The sequence below is a fragment of the Algoriphagus aestuariicola genome, assembly GCF_017254835.1.
Taxonomy (GTDB): domain Bacteria; phylum Bacteroidota; class Bacteroidia; order Cytophagales; family Cyclobacteriaceae; genus Algoriphagus; species Algoriphagus aestuariicola.
Window position 1 is genome coordinate 1,707,647 of record NZ_JAFKCW010000001.1, and the last position, 17,240, is coordinate 1,724,886.

Here is a 17,240-nt window from a genome sequence, read left to right on the forward strand (position 1 = left end):
TTGTCTAAAATTTTACTCTTGAAAATTTTTGATTTATGGATTTTCATTAATCTCTGATTTTCAAGCAAATCAGATGTTTGTTGAAATAATTCAAAATAATATTTCAAATGGATGAAAATTCGGCAATTCTTTCAAAATTTTTGATTGTTAAAATGTAAAGGAGAAATTTGCATCAAAGTCAATTTTGGCTATTTTTGATGATGCTAAGAGCAGAATGTCCAACCCAAAGTAACATTTAGATTCCTACTCGCATATGGCAATTACCAAATCCTATCCGCAGTCCCCGGAAGAACCCCTAGTCAGCAACGAGGAAATTCTTGAAGACTTCAGAGTGGCGGTGACCAGTCGCCACGCCTCCCTCATGGGGAGAAAGGAAGTGTTTATGGGAAAGGCGAAATTTGGGATTTTTGGGGATGGAAAGGAGCTGGCGCAGATCGCAATGGCCAAGGCCTTTCAGCTCGGTGATTTCCGGTCTGGATATTATAGGGATCAGACGTTTATGTTTGCGCTCGGGGAGTTGACGATATCCCAGTATTTTGCGCAACTGTATGCTCATGCGGATGTGGAAGCTGAGCCTGCAAGTGCAGGACGTTTGATGAATGGACATTTCGCGACCCGCTCTCTCAACGAAGACGGTTCTTGGAAGGACCTGACCCAATGCTATAATTCTGCCGCTGATATTTCTCCTACCGCTGCCCAAATGCCCAAGCTGTTGGGATTGGCCTATGCATCGAAGCTTTTCAGGGAAAACAAAGCACTCAGAGATCTGAAGCAGTTTTCCAAAAGCGGGAATGAAGTCGCTTGGGGTACCATAGGCAATGCGTCCACCTCTGAGGGGATGTTTTTTGAAACCATCAATGCCGCCGGAGTCATGCAAGTCCCAATGGTAGTTGCGATTTGGGACGATGAATACGGAATTTCAGTACCCAATAAGTACCATACGACCAAGGGGAGCATTTCAGAAGTGCTGATGGGTTTCCAACGTACCGAAACCGAACGTGGAATCGAGATACTCCGGGTGAAAGGATGGGACTACGAGGCCTTGGTTCAAGCCTTCCGGTATGCCGGGGGACTGGCCCGTCAACAACACGTGCCTGTCTTGATCCATGTGGAAGAAATGACCCAACCGCAGGGGCATTCCACCTCGGGATCCCATGAGCGATACAAGTCTGCAGAGCGATTGCAGTGGGAAAAAGAATGGGATTGCATCAGCCGATTTAGGGACTATATTGTTTCTGCGGGGATTGCGAAGGATGAAGCCTTGGACCAGATTGAAGAAGACGCCAAGGCAGAGGTCAAAAGACAAAAAGAGGCAGCTTGGAATAGATTTTCTGGGGAGATAAAAAAAGAGATCCAAGAGGCAATTGCCCTTTTGAGATCTTCGGCTGAAAAGAGCACCAGAAAAGTCGTGCTACTTCAATTGGCCGAAGAACTTTCGAAGACTATCAATCCAATCCGCAAGGACGCCGTTACCGCTGTCAGGAAGGCATTGCTGGCAATGAGGTTTGACTCGGAAAGTGTAAGAAGCGGTCTCAAAGCTTGGTATGAAGCTCAGGGAGAGAAGAATTTTGACCGATACAATAGTCATCTATACAGCCACTCCCAGTGGGCAGTGGGAAATATAAAAGAAGTAGCCGCTACCTACGATGAGAAATCCCCTTTGGTTGACGGCCGAGAGATTCTTCAGGCATTTTTTGACCATACTCTGGAAAAAGACCCGCGTTTCTTTGCCTTTGGCGAGGATGTGGGAAAAATCGGAGACGTGAATCAAGCTTTTGCTGGCCTTCAGGCGAAGTACGGAGAATCTCGGGTGACAGATACCGGAATCAGGGAATGCACCATCATCGGACAAGGTATAGGCACTGCGTTAAGAGGGCTGAGACCAGTAGCCGAAATCCAGTATTTGGACTACCTCCTCTACGCCTTGCAGACGCTGTCAGATGATTTGGCTTCCTTGCTCTATAGAACCAAAGGAGGCCAAAAAGCGCCGTTGATCGTACGAACTAGGGGTCATCGACTGGAAGGGGTTTGGCATTCTGGTTCTCCGATGGGGATGATACTTTCGTCTCTGAGAGGAATGATCGTATGCGTGCCTCGGGACATGACCCAGGCTGCTGGAATGTATAAGACGCTTTTGGAGTCCGATGAGCCGGCGATCATGATCGAATGCCTAAATGGCTACCGACTGAAAGAGAAATTGCCGTCCAACTTGGGTGAATATACCGTCGCGTTGGGCAAGCCCGAAATCCTGCGTGAGGGCACCGACCTTACCGTAGTTACCTACGGGAGCATGTGCCGGATCGTCATGGATTCGGCCGAAGAGTTGGCGGAGTTGGGGATTTCCGTGGAAGTGGTCGATGTGCAAACCTTATTGCCATTTGATAACCATGGTGTAATAGGCAGGTCCGTCCAGAAGACCGGGAGGGTGATTTTCGCAGACGAGGACGTGCCAGGCGGAGCCTCTGCCTATATGCTTCAGCAGGCACTGGATGAGCAGGGGATTTTCAAATACCTTGACTCAGAGCCCCAGACTATCGCTGCCAAAGCACATCGTCCCGCTTATTCCTCGGATGGGGACTATTTTTCCAAGCCAAGCGCAGATGACGTGACGGAGAAAGCCTACCGCATGATGCATGAGGCAAACCCTAAAAAGTTTCCCCTCATCTAGCAAAACAAAGCCTCCGAAAATCCGGAGGCTTTGTTTTTTTAGTTTTTGGTGATTTGCCTGAGCGTAACTTCCGGACTTGACACTTGGTTGCTTCGATTAAGCGCTCGATCCTGAATTTCTACGTCGACTCTAAGAGTGTCGGTACGAAAGATGGATTCCCATCCCCTAGAGAGCATTTGGTACTTGATATTCCCTTCCACCGCTTGCCCTTCCTCAGTGGTGAGGACTCTCGGGAATCGCCCGTTAAAGGTGGTGTAAAAAGGTGGATCCTGCCATCTGAACTCAGTAAATTGCCCATCTCTCTTGATGTAGAACCGAACAAAAATGTTGTACTGATCTTCGTTTTGCTCTACCCAAATGGTGTCCTTTACCACAGCATTATTGACGATGGGGTCTACGACCCAATCGATGGGATTATATGAAGGAGCCTCTAGTGGGCGGTTGGCATAGGTGATCAAATTTCCGGCAGCATCTCGTTTATAAAACAGCGGATTATAGGGTGGGTTGACATCGGTTGCGGCAAGTCCCAGATCTCCCTCCGCATCCCTGAAGTCTACACTGATATTCAGGGAGTCGCCATTGTATTCGATAGTGGAAAACTCGATTTGAGGCACGGACGGATAATTGTCCGGGGGGCTGATACAGGAAGTCCAGCCCAAGGCCGTTACCAACATTAATCCTGAATAGTTTTTGAATCGCATCGGCTGAAGGTAAATTTACTCCCGAAAATAAGGTTAGTTTTTCTCAGTAAAAACGCAAAATATAAAACGATGCGAGATTTTAAAAGTTTTTCAGAGAGGCTAACCAATTTCGATGATGGCCAGTTCGAAGATTTTGCATTGGAATTGTTTCACTATCAGTCCGCTGAAAATGAAGTATATAAAGCCTACTTGGAGGCGAGAAAGATAGAATCGAAAAAGGTCAAGTCCCTCGAAGGCATTCCATTTTTGCCCATCCGTTTTTTCAAGGATTTTCCGGTTGTCTGCGGTAGTAGTTCAGATTTTTCCTCTTTTTATTCAAGCAGCGGCACTACGGGGGCCATCACTTCCAAGCATTATGTCTGGTCCGAAAGCTGGTATTTAGGCCACGCCCAGAAAATTTTTGAGAAGATTTATGCTCCTTTGGAAGGCTACCATGTGTTGGCGTTATTGCCCGCCTACCTCGAAAGACCGGGGAGTAGTTTGGTGGCTATGGCCAAGCATTTTATAGAAGTTTCCAAATCGCGGCATTCTGGCTTTTTTCTATACAACCAAGATGAGTTGCTGGAGAAATTGAAATTGCTGAAAGGTGGAAACAGGAAGGTCCTGCTACTTGGAGTCACCTTCGCGTTGTTGGACTTGGCGGAATCGGGAAAGGTGTTTTCACCGATGGATAACCTAATGGTAATGGAAACGGGAGGGATGAAAGGGCGCCGAAAGGAGATGATCAGAGAAGAAGTCCATGATTGTCTCAAGGCATTTTTTGGCCTGGAGTCCATCCATTCCGAGTACGGCATGACGGAGCTGATGTCCCAGGCCTATTCAAAAGGAGAGGGGAAGTATACGCTTCCTGCGACCATGCGCGTTATGCTTCGGGATGTGAATGATCCACTGAGCTGGACTACCAGATCTCAGGGGGGGATTAACGTGATCGACTTGGCCAACTTTCATTCTTGCGCTTTTATCGAAACTCAGGATTTGGGGAGATTCGACGAAAATGGCCACTTGGAGGTTTTGGGGCGCTTTGACAACTCGGAAATCCGAGGCTGCAACTTAATGGTGCAGTAATTGCTATCTTAAGATTTAATGGACATATTTGAAAAGTATAAAAACTAAACTATGAAAAGATTAGCCACGCTTGCACTATTGGTCGGGATATTAGCCTTGGGAGCTTGCGCCTCCAGCAAACCTTGCCCGGCGTACGCCAAAGCGCCTACCGCGCAGAAAGCCAATAGCTAAAAAATATGCTGACCGTCAATAGTCAGCATATTTTTTTATGTCCTCCAGGCTGATCACCGGTTCACCCAAGATCACCAGTCTTTCGACCACATTTCGGAGTTCCCGTATATTTCCAGTCCAAGGGAACTGCTGTAGCTGCTGCAGCGCTTCCTTGGTGATGCTTCTTTTTGCGTCTCCGTTTTCTTGGGAGATGTCATCCAAAAACTTCTCGACCAACAGGGGAATATCCTCCTTGCGATCTTTCAAAGCGGGCACCTGTACCAATATTACACTGAGCCTGTGATAGAGATCTTCCCTAAACCTTCCTGCCTCGATTTCCTTTTTCAGGTCCTTATTCGTCGCTGCCAAGACACGAACATCGACTTTGATGTCTTTGTCGCTCCCGACTCGGTTGATCAGATTTTCCTGCAGGGCACGGAGTACTTTGGATTGGGCAGAAAGGGACATATCGCCAATCTCATCGAGAAACAAGGTTCCGCCTTGGGCCTGCTCAAACTTTCCGTTGCGCTGCTTATGGGCTGAAGTAAATGCCCCTTTCTCATGTCCAAAAAGTTCGGACTCAATTAGTTCTGAAGGGATCGCGGCGCAGTTGACGGCAACAAACGGCTCGGACTGTCGGTTGCTTTTATGGTGAATCCAGTGTGCCACGAGTTCTTTTCCAGTCCCATTTGGCCCTGTGATCAAGACGCGTGCGTCTGTCGGGGCGACTTTCTCTATGGTGTCCTTGACCCTCGCGATGGCCGGAGATTCGCCCACCATGTCATACTTCTTGGACAGCTTCTTCTTAAGGACCTTCGTTTCGGTCACGAGCTGTTTTTTGTCGAGGGCGTTCCTCACGGTGAGAAGGAGACGGTTGAGGTCTGGTGGCTTGGGGATAAAGTCAAATGCGCCTTTTTTTGTTGCTTCCACCGCAGTTTCTATGCTGCCGTGGGCAGAGATCATGATGAATTGGGGAGAGCGGTTGAGGCTTTTAGCCTGCTCGAGTACCTCGATTCCGTCCATCTTGGGCATCTTGACATCACAGAGTACCAGATCAAAGTCCTCTTCCTGTATCTTGGCCAGGCCTTCTTCGCCATCTTGGGCCTCGGTCACATCAAATTTTTCGTACTCTAGGATTTCCCGAAGGGAGGCGCGGATAAAGCGCTCGTCATCAATAATGAGAATTTTTGGCATAGCGTAAATTAAAAGAAAAAAGTGCAAGTCTGTAAGCCGGGTTCTGTATCAACTACGGATTGCTCCGCAGGGATTCTTGCCATTTATCTAGCCCCTGCCTCGCGACAGGGGTCCATCGATCTACCCACCCCGGAATCCCGCCGAGGCGAGAATCGAACGAGCAGCTCTTTGCCCGGGGTCTATTTGATCTTTCAACCCATAAGGTTTGCCTAGCTCCAGCTGTCACCAGCGGGACGGTGGGCTCTTACCCCACCTTTTCACCCTTACCCCTCGACTTGCTCGGGGCAAGCCCTGAGCGTGAGTGGCGGTTTGTTTCTGTGGCACTGGCTGTATGCCGACCGTCACCAGTCGACACCCTTCCCGTTAGGAAGTATGGCGCTCTGTGTTGCCCGGACTTTCCTCCCCGAAAGTCCCGATAGTCATCGGGATCGGAGCGGCAAGACGACTTGCACCGTGCAAAGTACGCGATTTTTGGGTTTAGGTTGACGGGCTTGGGATAAATTAGAAATAGACCAATCGGTGAATTGACCTAGGTTTGTTCGTTTTCCAGTTTTTGGTTTCACTTCGAAATACTGATTTTCTCTGATTGTCAGTTGATTAAATTCCTTCTGAAAAAACTTAAACAACATTCCAAAATAGCCATGGATGTAATGCCAATATTGCTACGCCATTCTATGGACCGAAATACCCTTTATTGGAGAAAAAGTGCCCTCGATTTTGCTTTTTGGCGGCTTTGGATACCTTATCTTTTCAAAAAGATGTTTCCAAACTGAATAAACTCCACCAATTGAACCCATTTGACCGCAGTTGTAATATTCACATTGAATTGAGCTCATAATAGGAGTACATTAGTGCATACAGAAGAAAACCTAACCATTAAAACAAACATCGATTGAAAAGAAGAGATTTTATTCACCTATCCGGCTTGGGCCTTGGTGCCTTGATGACTCCTGGAGTCATGGCGATGGGAAATCCCGTCTCAGCAGAGCGACTAATCGAACCGGGTATCGACGTGGCCGCAAAAAAACTCCTTGCTGATACGGCTCTAAATGCCGCCAAAGCCAAAGGAGCGACCTACTCGGACGTGCGTATCGGACGATACCTATCCCAGAGTATTTTCACCAGGGAGAAAAACGTCCAAAACATCTCCAATACCGAGACTTTCGGTGTCGGCATCCGAGTGATTGCCAGTGGAACATGGGGCTTTTCGGCTACTTCCGACGTGACCCCCGATGGCATTAAGAAGTGCGCGGAGACAGCTGTGGCTATCGCCAAAGCCAACTCCAAACTCCAAAAAGAGCCCGTAGTCCTGGCCCCAGAAAAAGGCCATGGCGAAGTCACTTGGAATACGCCAATCAAGAAAAACGCGATGGCGGTTCCCGTGAAGGAGAAAATTGACCTGATGCTGGCGGCAAACAACGCGGCTTTGGACAACGGTGCGGCATTTGTCAACTCGGCGATGTTTATGATCAATGAGCAGAAATATTTTGCCTCTACCGACGGTTCCTATATCGATCAGGATGTGCACCGCATGTGGCCTAACCTGACTGTGACGGCTGTGAACAAGGAATCCGGAGGCTTCCGCTCACGCCAAGGCCTCAGCACCCCTATGGGAATGGGATACGAATACATGGATGGCACGGCTTCGGAAAAAATCCCAAATGCGGCCGGTTTTAACAGCTACAGATATTCCTACGACATGGTCGAGGACGCTATTACTGCGGCGAAGCAGGCCAAGGAAAAGATTACCGCCAAGTCAGTTTTGCCTGGGAAGTATGATCTCGTTTTGGATCCTGACCACCTAGGTCTGACCATTCATGAGTCTATCGGCCACCCCTTGGAGTTGGATAGGGTTTTGGGCTATGAAGCAAACTATGCCGGTACTAGTTTTGCGACTTTGGACAAATGGAAGTCCGGCAATTTCAAGTATGGCTCAGACATTGTCAACGTGATAGCGGACAAAACCCAGCCCTATTCCCTCGGCAACATGGGCTATGACGACGAAGGTGTGAAATGCAAGGAATGGGATCTGATTAAAAACGGCGTTTTGGTCAACTACCAAGCGATCAGGGACCAAGTCGGAATTTTGGGTGAGAATGAGTCCCACGGTTGTTCTTTCGCCGACAACTGGAGCTCTGTACAGTTCCAGCGAATGGCCAATGTTTCTCTCAAGCCAGGCACGGAAAAGATGACTCCTATGGACATGATCAAGAATGTGGAAAAAGGAATTTACATCCTCGGACGAGGCTCTTTCTCCATCGACCAGCAGCGTTACAACTTCCAGTTTGGAGGTACGGTATTCTATGAAATCAAAAACGGCGAAATTGTCGGGATGCTCGAGGATGTGGCCTACCAGTCCAACACCCAGGAGTTTTGGAATTCCTGCTCGGCGATCTGCGACAAGGACGACTACCGATTTATGGGGACTTTCTTCGATGGAAAAGGCCAGCCTTCCCAATCGTCAGCTGTATCCCACGGAAGTTCGACTACGCGCTTCGATGGAGTGAATGTCATCAACACGGCAAGAAGTATTTAACCACAACACGACCATTATGGCCATTTTGACTAAAGAAGAAGCTAAGAAATATATTGATAAGGCATTGTCCTATGCCAAAGCAGACGAAACGGAAGTTTCGATTTCAGGGGGTAGGACGGGCAACATCCGCTACGCCAGAAACACAGTGAGCACTAGCGGTGAATCCAATGAGATTCGATTGAGCGTGACTTCGGTTTTCGGAAAGAGAATCGGTTCTTCATCGATCAATGAGCTGGATGATGCCTCCCTGCAAAAGGCGGTCGAGAGATCCGAGGAAATAGCCAAGCTGGCACCGGAAAATCCGGAATACATGCCCATGCTGGGCCAGCAGACCTATCCAGACTCGGCGACCTTCAGCCCCTCAACGGATAAAATCGATCCGGATTACCGAGCGCAATTGGCAATTGATTCCATTGAGCCTTGCAGCGCGGCGGGATTGGTCGCAGCGGGTTACTTGGAGGATTTTTCTGGATTTTCCGCGTCTGGAAACAGCAAGGGCCAGTTTCTCTACAACACCAGTACTTCGGTAGACTTTTCCGTGACTGTAAGAACCGAAGACGGGACGGGATCGGGTTACGCGATCCGCGACTTCAACGATGTCAGTCTCCTCAATTCCAAAGACGTCACCACGGTGGCCATGCAAAAGGCGCAAGCGTCCAAGGGAGCACAAGCGATCGAGCCTGGAAAATACACGGTTATTTTGGAGCCGACCGCGGCGGGTGATCTGTTGAGATTGATGTTTGGCGGCTTTGATGCGCGAAACGCGGATGAGGGTAGAAGCTACATGAGCAAAAAAGGAGGAGGGACCCGTCTAGGTGAAAAACTCTTTGACGAACGTGTGACGATCATTTCCGATCCGGCCAATACCGTCATCCCCATGACTCCATGGGATGGAGACGGCATGCCGAGGCAAAAGACCGTATGGGTGGAGAATGGCGTGGTGAAAAACCTTGCTTATTCTCGCTATTGGGCAGAGAAAAAAGGTGTGCCTCCATTGTCCCGGCCAGGTGGCGGAGGCTTTGGTGGATTTGGCGGCGGAGGCTATATCTTCTCCGGAGGAGACCAGTCCGTCGCAGATATGATCAAGAGCACCGAAAGAGGAGTTTTGGTGACCCGTTTTTGGTATATCAGAGCGGTGGATCCTCAGACCTTGCTCTATACTGGACTGACCCGAGATGGTACCTTCTACATTGAAGATGGGAAAATCAAGTTTCCGTTGAAAAACTTTCGATTCAACGAGAGCCCGATAATCATGCTCAACAATATCGAAGCAATGGGTAAGCCCCAGCGAGTAGGAGGAAGTTTGATTCCTCCGATGAAAATCAGAGACTTCACTTTCTCCAGCTTGTCTGACGCCGTTTAATCAGTAGGCAGTATTCAGTTTTCAGTTCGCAGTCGAAGTAGACTGCGACTGAAATCTGTGAACTGTCGCTGATCATTGAGACTGGAAACTGACCACTAGAAATGCCCTTTTTCTTCACCCGAATCAAATACAACTCCGGCAATTGGGATACGGATCAGCGCATGCCCTCCAATCTCCTGCATAGTCTGGTGGAGTATACCACGATTCCGGTAGATGAAAAGGAACGCATCATTGAGCTTAGCAGCGAGGAGATCTTCAAAAGTCCGTTTTGCTATCTCAGTGGGCACAAGTTGGTCGAATTTTCCCAAGAGGAGAGGAGGATATTCAAGACCTATGTGGAGCAGGGAGGTTTTGTGTTTGTTGACGACTGCAACCACGACATAGATGGCCTGTTTGCCAAATCCTTTGAGGAAGAGATGGCCCGAACATTTGGAACGGATGCCCTGCAGAAAATCCCAAACGATCACTACCTCTACCGCTGTTTTTTTGAGTTTGAAGACGGTCCGCCTGCTACCTCATTTGAGCTCAATGGCTGGGGAGATGACTTGGTTCACGATTACCTCAAGGCCATCCAGATAAACGGAAGGATAGGAGTGCTGTATAGCAACAAAGATTATGGCTGCGAATGGGACTACGACTTTCGCAACAAACGCTTTAACAAAATCGATAATACGCGATTTGGAGTCAATATCGTGGTATATGCCTTAACCTAAACCAACCTTGGAAACTGAACTGAAGAAGTACCAACAGCTCGTGGATAAGATTCCCCTGCTGAAAAAAGAAATTGCCAAAGTCATCGTCGGACAGGAAGAAGTGCTCGATCAAGTGATCATCACGCTGCTCGCTGGTGGACATTGTCTGCTAGAGGGCGTGCCCGGCCTTGCAAAAACCCTGATGGTGCAGACGATTTCGAAGGTCATGGAGCTGAGCTTTAAGCGGATACAGTTCACTCCAGATCTGATGCCTGGGGACATTCTTGGCACCGAAGTCTTGGAGGAGGACCACAGTACAGGCAAGAAGTTTTTCCAGTTTACGCAGGGACCGATCTTTGCCAACATGGTCTTGGCGGACGAGATCAACCGCACACCTCCGAAGACACAAGCTGCCCTACTGGAAGCCATGCAGGAAAAGATGGTGACCTACGGCGGAAAAAACTACAAGCTCCCTGATCCTTTTCTGATCATTGCCACCCAGAACCCTATCGAGCAGAGTGGCACCTATCCACTGCCAGAAGCTCAATTGGATCGTTTTCTTCTATACATCAAGTTGGGCTATCCCTCTGAGCAAGAGGAGCTTGAGGTTCTAAAAAAAACCACAGGTACCTACAGAGGCGTTCCTGAGAAAATTCTCACGGGAGAGGAGGTTAAGCAGCTACAGGAATTGACCAGAGAAGTTCACCTGGACTCTGCTCTGCTATCCTATATCACTCGTCTGATCCGTTCGACCCGCTTGGAAAACACGACGGTTCCAGAAGTGAAAAACTACGTGGAGTGGGGTGCTGGGACTCGGGCGGGACAAGCCTTGGTACTTTGTGCCAAAGCGCGAGCCATAGTCAAGGGTCGCTATTCGGTGATACCCGAAGACATCGAGCACCTGATTTTCCCGGTGCTTCGCCACAGGATTTCGCTGCACTTCCGTGCCGAAGCGGAACAGCTGGATACGGATTTCGTCATTTCAAAGATCCTCGCTCAGACGCCGGTTCATGCCAAGTAACCTGGAGATCATCAAGCTCAACGACCTTCGCCTGTCTGCCCGGCTCATTTCCGAGCAGCTACGACAGGGCATCCACTCGGGAATCCGGGTGGGAGTAGGGAGTGAGTTTGAGCAGTATCGGCACTACCGGCCGGGAGATGATCTCAAGCGTATAGATTGGAAGTATTTTTCCCGCTCAGGCAAGTACATGGTCAAGGAATCCACCACCGAAAGCAACCTGCACATCAGATTGATGCTGGATCTCTCTGGCTCGATGAATTATTCAGAGGATGGATTTTCTCGCTTGGACTATGCCAAAAACCTGCTCGCTTCGCTAGCTTACTTGGGATATTTGCAGGGGGATTCTCTGAGTTATTACACACTTTCTGTTGGAAAAATTGAGCAGAAAGTCGCCCCAACTCCTAAAAGTTTCCAACGCATCTTGTACCATTTGGAGTCTGAAAAAGCCGACGGAGCCTGGCCGCTGGAACCATTCCCGGAGAACTTGACCCAAGGTCGAAACCGGGAGTTGATCCTTTGGGTCTCGGACTTTTTGCAAAAAGAAACCGAATGGGAGAGCCTCGTCAAGGCCTTCCTCCATCCCCGGAAGGAACTCATTCTGATCCAGCTGTTAGGAGAGCAGGAGTTGGATTTCAAGCTGGAGGGCAACTTCGTCTTCCAGGATTTGGAGTCAGGGCAGGAGTTGGTGCAGGATGGAAAGTCTGTGCAGAATGAGTTTAAGAGAAAATTCAAGGCATACCTAGACCAGCTGGCCCAAACCCTGCAGTTGCCAAAAGTGCAGCTGATTCGAGTCTCGATGCAGACTCCGCTCTCGGAAGTCGTCCGTAATATTTTGAACCGAAAACACCTTTCCTGATGGAGTGGATACAGCCGGCATTCTTCTGGGGTTTGTTAGGGATTTCTGTTCCCATTGCCATTCATCTCTGGAATGGACGCCGGGGAAAGGTCATTGCTTGGGCGGCCACTGACTGGCTAAGTGCCAAAGAGTCACAATCCAATCGGTCGTTGAAGCTGGAGCATTGGCTGTTGTTACTTTTCAGGTTGCTGCTGTTGTTCTTTTTGGTTTTGGTGTTGGTCGGACTATGGTGGAAAAGCCTCGAGCAGGCCAGTTCGCCTGAAGTTGTCCATTTAATCGTCCCAAACCCGGCAGTCGAAGCTGAGTTTCGCTTCGAACTCGAGCGGGCTCAGGCTAGAGGGGAGAAGGTCTACTGGATGGCAGAGGGGCTTCCAGCCTATGAAGTCGGAGAAAATCCGAGCTTGGATTTTGACGCCGGCAAATCGCAGGAATACCTTGATCTTTTGCCATTAACTTTGGACTCCCTGCACCTCTATTCTTCTGGGATGGCATCTGACTTTCGACCAGATTTGCTTTGGGTGCCGAAGAATCCAGAATTACACCTAGCAGCAGAGCTTCCAGAGTCAAGGGTTTCAACGAATGTGATCGGTCTGGAAAACGGCGATTTCTTGGGATTGGATGCAAAAGGAATGCTCGCTAAAATCCCTTCTGATTTGTTATTGCAAGAGGAGAAGACAGTGTTTTCGGCACCGATACCGGTTCACATTGAGCTCACGGAAGAGACTGGTAAAAAAGAAATCGAAGCAGCTCTAGATGCTCTGAAGGAAGTGTATGGGCTGTCCTTTTCTGAAGCTGGACTGGCGGATGCTAAGGTTGTATTTGCTACTCAGCAAATCGGGGAAACTGAAGCAGGAAAGCTCTGTTTTCTGACCTCAGCATCAACACGCCCAGAGTCTGACCTTCAAATTCGGTTGGAGGATCCTGTTTCTCTGCCTTGGGATGAATCTGTCGAAAAGGGAGTTTTGCCGGAGTTGATATTGGCCCCCCTCATTGAATTTCTTGGCATCAAGCAAAGGGACCTCCCTGCGACTAAAAGCCAAATTGCCCAGAAATTCGTGGAAATACCGAGGTCAAAACAAGCTCTGTCGGCAAATGCGACCGAGATCATGCTGATATTGGTTGTCGTATTATTTGGAATTGAGCGGTTTCTAGCCTATCGAAACAATCTGTGAAAACACTCGGCCAACATATCTCATCATTGGAAAGACAGCTCGGACTCAATCCCTGGATAAAGGGCTTGTTCTTTGCGGTTTCGATGGCCTTGTTGATGTCAGTATTAGGCCTCAATGGCATGCCATGGAGGGGAATAGCATCTGGATCTGGAGTTGTCTTCGCCATTTTTTTTGGGGCATTTCGCCCCAAGCGAGCGCGGGCGGTGCAAATTCTCCACGACCGGGTAGGTGGCCTGGAATTTAGTCTGGAGCTGTTGCAAAAGCCCAATCCCAGCATCGCCGAGCGTTTGCAACTGGAGCGCATCGCCTCACAAATCCCACCAAGGATATGGGTGTTTCAAAAGGGACTTTTGCCTTTTGCCCTAGTCTTGGTTGGCGCACTTTCACTCAATTTCCTTTCTGGATTTATCAAAAGTTCTGGCGAAAGCAGAAACTCTGAAGTGGAAGTTTTGGAGAACCCCAAGACAGCCTTGGTGGAAAATGCTCCGGTTCTTTTGTACCAAACCGATGTAAAAGTCAACCCTCCCAGGTATACAGGCCTTCCCAATCTGACTCAGGAAAGTCTGGATGTCAGAGCTCTAAAGGGATCAGAAATCACTTGGAGTCTGGCATTCCAAAATGCTGATAGCCTGGAAGTCATCTTCCTGAGTTCCTCTGGGGATAGCTTGCCTTTTTCCAAAGCTGGAAGTGGTTTTCAGCTGGTAGACGAATTGGCTGGATCGGGAATCTATTCGATTCAGGCATGGAAAGGGGAGGACTTGGTTTTCGAGTCGGACTTTTACACACTCGAATCCATCGAAGACGAAAGTCCGCGAATCCTGCCGGAGGAAAAGGCGACCTACAAATTCTTTTTCCCCGGAAATGATCCCAAGCTTTCGCTGCAAGCACAGATCAGTGATGATTTCAAGGTAAATAAGGTGGAGATCGTCGCGACTTTGGTCAGGGGAAAAGGAGAAAACGTGAAGTTCCGTGAGACGAGGTTTGAGGTGGAAAAGACTCCTTTTTCATCCAAAAATTCAAACTACCTGCTGAATGTATCGACTCTGGATTTTCAGCCCGGAGATGAACTCTATTACTATTGGACGGCCGTGGACAACAAATCCCCCGAGGCCAACGCAAGTCGCTCGAACACCTATTTCATCAAGTATTTTGACGACAGTGAGGAGAGCAATGCTGAACTGGAGGGCATGGCGATACAAGTTTTGCCGGAATATTTCCGTAGTCAGCGGCAGATTATCATCGACACGGAAAAACTCCTCGCAGAAAAGTCAAAGATTCCAGAGAAACAATTCAACTCGACTTCCAATGAGATCGGCTATGACCAAAAGCTGCTTCGCCTTCGCTATGGGCAGTACTTGGGCGAGGAGTTTGAGACCGCGGCAGTAGGGGTGGTCGTGGAGCCGGAGAACGACGGTGACATGCTCAAAGGCTACATGCACCTCCATGATCAAGAGGGTGAGCATGACCCAGATACAGGAAATGAGAAACCCGGAAGATTTGAGCCGACGGTAGCGCAAGCGGAGCACGGACACGAGCATGCGCAGGAAACAGAAAATGGTCAGGAAAGCATGGAAAGCCTGATGAGCGAATATATCCATGCCCATGATTCGGAAGAGGTGAATACCTTCTATGAGCAGTCTACACGGGGAGCGCTAAAAGCTGCACTGGAGCAGATGTGGCAGGCCGAGCTCCATATGCGACTATTTGAGCCGGAAAAATCTTTGCCCTACCAATACAAGGCGCTCGAGTTGCTGAAGAGCGTACAGCAAAAATCCCGCGTGTACGTCAAACGAACGGCCTACGACCCACCGCCCATCAAAGAAGAAGAAAAACGCCTGAGTGGAGAGCTGGATGAATTGGAAGAAGAAATCCGGAAAGAGCAACTTGTCTTGGATCAACAAATCGAACCACTGGCCTCCGCCGTATTGGGATTTTTGGCCAAAAATGAGCTTAGCGCTTCGGACCGCCAGACGGTTCATAAGCTGGGAAGCCTGTGGACTGAGCGGATGCAAAACTCAGGTCTCTCCGATTGGAGCCTGGTTCTTTATCTGCAGCAATTGGAATCTGGAAAGCTGGAAAATAATGGCCGGAAGCAACTTCGCGAAAAGCTCCATCCACTCGCCAAAAACTACAAAAACCCCGGGCCTTCCTATCTTTCCAATGAAGCCTTGAAATCCGCTTTCCGAAAGAACCTGAGATGAATTTCCACTACCAACCTTTAGTTTCCTGGCCCTTTTTTTTCGGAATAATTTCGGTGCTGACGCTGATTGCACTGACTGGTCTTTTCTTCCAGTGGAAAAAGGGCATCCCGCCAAGCCGGATCGGACTGCGCCTGCTGTTTTTCCTTGGATTTGCCGTATGCCTAAGCATGGCTGTATTGAGGCCACAGTACAGCCTAGACCGCCAGAAAAGCCGGATTCTGGTATATGAAGACGGACTAGATAGGAAGACGGTAGATTTTTGGAGGGACAGTTTGGAAATCAGAAGGGCATTGCCTCTGTCGAAGCTTCAAGCTCCTGTTGGCAAGATTTTCTTGTTGGGAGAGCGCTTTGATGCAGCACAGCTTTATCCCTTGAAAGACTTGGATATGGAATGGATTCTGCCGGAGAGGAGGGGAGCCATCCGAAAGCTGGATTGGAAAGGCTATCTCCGCAAAGGTGAAATGCAGCGGGTTGCCTATGATGTTTTTTCAGAAAGTGATAGTGCGAGACTGGAAATCCCAGGCTCAAAACTGGAGTCCAAAATACTGAAAAAAGGCTGGAACGCCGGCTTGTTGGAATTCTATCCCAGTGGATTGAACAGGGCTGAATTTCCGCTGGTCTTGGAAAAGGACACTTTGACCTCACTCCGTTTTTTTATCGGTGCTGCGCGACCCAAAAAGTATCATTTTCAGCTTGGATTTCCCAGTGCGGAAAGCCGTGCACTGAGTAGCTGGCTTGGCGAAAAAGGCGAGCAGGTAACGGAAAAAATCAAGCTCTCCCGTGAAACAGTCATCCAAAGCGGATCATCGCCAGATTCCCTGCAAATTCTCCTGATCGATCCGGCTCAGCTGGATCAGCGATCTGTTCAGGACTGGGTTATGACAGGTCAAGCGGTATTGCTAGTGATCAATGTTGGAAAGCCCGATGAAACTGCCCAAGTACTAAACCGACTGTTTGGGACGGATTTTCAAGTCAGGCAAACCGGACAAAATGAAGTCGTCAAGCTGGAGAGTGGCTTGGAAATATTGCCTTTTGAATTTATAGAAAAGCCCGCCCAAAAACTCACCCACGATGGAGCAGTCGCCATTCAGTATTCCGAAAGCTCCGCTATCGCCCTGAGTCTTGTCACCGCTAGCTATCCTTTGGCACTTCAAGGGAAGTCTGAGGAATATGGAAGACTTTGGGGAGACGTTTTTGGCAACTTGGAGCCAGATGAAACGGAATCCTGGAGGATGAGCGCTCCGCTGCTGTCGAGCATGTCAGAGCCTATCCAACGATTGTCAAAAGACAGTCTTCCTGACTTGGTAGCTTGGGGAAAAGACACCGTGTTTTTTCGCAAGAGTGCGGTCAATCCTTTTTTGTCCGAAGGCCAATTGCAATCGTCAGACAGCTCTTGGATTGAACTGGATTCGACCTTTGCGGCCTATGTATATGGGAAGGGACAGCTGCAGGCGCTGCAAACCTCGGCATTGATCGATAGGATAAAGGGCGGGCCTGGCAAGGAATCCAAAGTCGCCGGCGAAATACTCAGACCGGTCTCGCCGTGGATCTGGCTAGGTGGTATGCTGATTTTTTTGGGCTTGCTGTGGCTGGAGCCAAAGCTGGGTTACTAAAGTATTTT

12 protein-coding genes and 1 other RNA gene are annotated in these 17,240 nt (G+C 49.0%); 10 read left to right on the plus strand and 3 right to left on the minus strand.

The window, feature by feature from the left end; genetic code table 11:
• Positions 1-253: 253 nt before the first annotated feature.
• A complete protein-coding gene (locus tag J0A67_RS07140; RefSeq protein WP_206568573.1) occupies positions 254-2,668 on the plus strand; it encodes an alpha-ketoacid dehydrogenase subunit alpha/beta in 2,415 nt (804 codons plus the stop codon).
• A 38-nt stretch (positions 2,669-2,706) separates the two neighbouring features.
• Here the strand turns inward: J0A67_RS07140 and J0A67_RS07145 are convergent, their stop codons facing one another.
• Positions 2,707-3,342, minus strand: a complete 636-nt coding sequence (locus J0A67_RS07145) for a hypothetical protein (protein ID WP_241265084.1) — start codon at positions 3,340-3,342, stop codon at positions 2,707-2,709.
• Positions 3,343-3,438: 96 nt separating this feature from the next.
• Here J0A67_RS07145 and J0A67_RS07150 point away from each other — a divergent pair, with 96 nt between their 5' ends.
• Positions 3,439-4,434, plus strand: a complete 996-nt coding sequence (locus J0A67_RS07150) for an acyl-CoA synthetase family protein (protein ID WP_206568575.1) — start codon at positions 3,439-3,441, stop codon at positions 4,432-4,434.
• A 186-nt stretch (positions 4,435-4,620) separates the two neighbouring features.
• Here J0A67_RS07150 and J0A67_RS07155 read toward each other — a convergent pair whose 3' ends face one another.
• A complete protein-coding gene (locus J0A67_RS07155) occupies positions 4,621-5,778 on the minus strand; it encodes a sigma-54-dependent transcriptional regulator (protein ID WP_206568576.1) in 1,158 nt (385 codons plus the stop codon).
• 16 nt (positions 5,779-5,794) lie between these two features.
• An RNA gene (rnpB, locus tag J0A67_RS07160) (RNase P RNA component class A) lies at positions 5,795-6,231 on the minus strand.
• Positions 6,232-6,670: 439 nt separating this feature from the next.
• Between rnpB and J0A67_RS07165 the strand changes: the two genes are divergently transcribed.
• From J0A67_RS07165 to J0A67_RS07200, 8 genes are all read left to right on the plus strand, one after another.
• Positions 6,671-8,314 carry a TldD/PmbA family protein gene (locus J0A67_RS07165; RefSeq protein ID WP_206568577.1) on the plus strand — a complete coding sequence of 548 codons (1,644 nt, stop codon included), beginning with the start codon at positions 6,671-6,673 and terminating at the stop codon, positions 8,312-8,314.
• Positions 8,315-8,330: 16 nt separating this feature from the next.
• Positions 8,331-9,677 carry a TldD/PmbA family protein gene (locus J0A67_RS07170; RefSeq protein ID WP_206568578.1) on the plus strand — a complete coding sequence of 449 codons (1,347 nt, stop codon included), beginning with the start codon at positions 8,331-8,333 and terminating at the stop codon, positions 9,675-9,677.
• A 101-nt stretch (positions 9,678-9,778) separates the two neighbouring features.
• Positions 9,779-10,390, plus strand: a complete 612-nt coding sequence (locus J0A67_RS07175; protein ID WP_206568579.1) for a DUF4159 domain-containing protein — start codon at positions 9,779-9,781, stop codon at positions 10,388-10,390.
• A 7-nt stretch (positions 10,391-10,397) separates the two neighbouring features.
• Positions 10,398-11,390: an AAA family ATPase gene (locus tag J0A67_RS07180; RefSeq protein WP_206568580.1), complete on the plus strand. Its 993-nt coding sequence runs from the start codon at positions 10,398-10,400 to the stop codon at positions 11,388-11,390.
• On the plus strand, positions 11,380-12,246 hold the full coding sequence (locus J0A67_RS07185; RefSeq protein ID WP_206568581.1) for a DUF58 domain-containing protein: 867 nt from the start codon (positions 11,380-11,382) through the stop codon (positions 12,244-12,246). Before J0A67_RS07180 ends, J0A67_RS07185 begins: the two co-directional genes overlap by 11 nt.
• Entirely contained in the window at positions 12,246-13,418 is a 1,173-nt protein-coding gene (locus tag J0A67_RS07190) for a BatA domain-containing protein (RefSeq protein WP_206568582.1), read from the plus strand. The genes J0A67_RS07185 and J0A67_RS07190 overlap by 1 nt, the downstream gene beginning before the upstream one ends.
• Positions 13,415-15,619, plus strand: a complete 2,205-nt coding sequence (locus J0A67_RS07195; protein ID WP_206568583.1) for a hypothetical protein — start codon at positions 13,415-13,417, stop codon at positions 15,617-15,619. The genes J0A67_RS07190 and J0A67_RS07195 overlap by 4 nt, the downstream gene beginning before the upstream one ends.
• Positions 15,616-17,232: a hypothetical protein gene (locus tag J0A67_RS07200; RefSeq protein WP_206568584.1), complete on the plus strand. Its 1,617-nt coding sequence runs from the start codon at positions 15,616-15,618 to the stop codon at positions 17,230-17,232. Before J0A67_RS07195 ends, J0A67_RS07200 begins: the two co-directional genes overlap by 4 nt.
• The last annotated feature ends 8 nt before the right edge of the window (positions 17,233-17,240 follow it).

Coding starts and splice junctions, on each gene's coding strand:
- J0A67_RS07145 (WP_241265084.1), bottom strand. CDS start 3,342: ATGTTGGTAACGGCCTTGGGCTGGACTTCCTGTATCAGCCCCCCGGAC.
- J0A67_RS07190 (WP_206568582.1), top strand. CDS start 12,246: ATGGAGTGGATACAGCCGGCATTCTTCTGGGGTTTGTTAGGGATTTCT.
- J0A67_RS07175 (WP_206568579.1), top strand. CDS start 9,779: ATGCCCTTTTTCTTCACCCGAATCAAATACAACTCCGGCAATTGGGAT.
- J0A67_RS07185 (WP_206568581.1), top strand. CDS start 11,380: ATGCCAAGTAACCTGGAGATCATCAAGCTCAACGACCTTCGCCTGTCT.
- J0A67_RS07155 (WP_206568576.1), bottom strand. CDS start 5,778: ATGCCAAAAATTCTCATTATTGATGACGAGCGCTTTATCCGCGCCTCC.
- J0A67_RS07200 (WP_206568584.1), top strand. CDS start 15,616: ATGAATTTCCACTACCAACCTTTAGTTTCCTGGCCCTTTTTTTTCGGA.
- J0A67_RS07150 (WP_206568575.1), top strand. CDS start 3,439: ATGCGAGATTTTAAAAGTTTTTCAGAGAGGCTAACCAATTTCGATGAT.
- J0A67_RS07170 (WP_206568578.1), top strand. CDS start 8,331: ATGGCCATTTTGACTAAAGAAGAAGCTAAGAAATATATTGATAAGGCA.
- J0A67_RS07140 (WP_206568573.1), top strand. CDS start 254: ATGGCAATTACCAAATCCTATCCGCAGTCCCCGGAAGAACCCCTAGTC.